Consider the following 1,018-nt stretch of genomic DNA (forward strand, 5'->3'; position numbering starts at 1 on the left):
CGCGAGCTTGTAGATGCCCTTGATGACGCCTTCGACGTCGAGGTTCTCCGGCTCCGCGGGCTGGACGATCGGCTCGTTGTAGACCGTGATGTAGTACATCAGGTTCCGGTCTGTGGAGTCGTGCCCGTACATGCGTTCGAGGCCGTCGCGGACGATGTGGCCCATTTCGTAGCCGTAGGCGGGGTCGTAGGTGACCACGGCGGGGTTGGTGGAGGCCAGCAGGGGGGAGTGTCCGTCGGCGTGCTGGAGGCCTTCGCCGGTGAGGGTGGTCCGTCCGGCGGTGGCGCCGATGATGAAGCCGCGGGTCATCTGGTCGGCGGCGGCCCAGAAGGCGTCGCCGGTGCGCTGGAAGCCGAACATGGAGTAGAACACGTAGACCGGGACCAGGGGCACGCCGTGGGTGGCGTAGGCGGTGCCGGCGGCGGTGAAGGCTGCGACGGCGCCGGCTTCGTTGATGCCGGGGTGGATCAGCTGGCCCTGGGCGGATTCCTTGTAGGCCAGGACCAGGTCCCGGTCCACGGACAGGTAGTTCTGGCCCTTGGGGTTGTAGATCTTCGCGGTCGGGAAGAACGCGTCCATGCCAAAGGTGCGGGCCTCATCCGGGATGATCGGCGCGATGTGCTTGCCGAAGTTCTTATCCCGCATCAGGTCCTTGAGCAGACGGACGAACGCCATGGTGGTGGCGGCCTGCTGCTTGCCCGAACCGCGCTTGGCCACCTCGTAGGTCTTCGCCTCGGGCAGCTCGATGTCCGAGTGCTTCGAGCGCCGTTCCGGAACGGAACCGCCGAGGGCGGCGCGGCGCTCGAGGAGGTACTTGATTTCCGGTGCGTCCGTGCCCGGGTGGAAGTACGGCGGACGGTACGGGTCCTTCTCCAGCTGCTCATCCGTGACCGGGATCCGCAGGTGGTCGCGGAACTTCTTCAGGTCATCCAGGGTGAGTTTTTTCATCTGGTGGGTGGCGTTGCGGCCTTCGAAGTGCGGGCCCAGGCCGTAGCCCTTGACCGTTTTGGCCAGGATC

1 pseudogene is annotated in these 1,018 nt (G+C 66.0%); it reads right to left on the bottom strand.

What is annotated here, in order from left to right:
- Positions 1 to 1,018 (bottom strand): annotated as a pseudogene (locus CXZ05_RS22685) (pyruvate dehydrogenase (acetyl-transferring), homodimeric type); the annotation flags it as partial.

It is taken from the genome of Arthrobacter sp. AFG20 (assembly GCF_002892795.1).
In the GTDB taxonomy this organism is placed as follows: domain Bacteria; phylum Actinomycetota; class Actinomycetes; order Actinomycetales; family Micrococcaceae; genus Arthrobacter.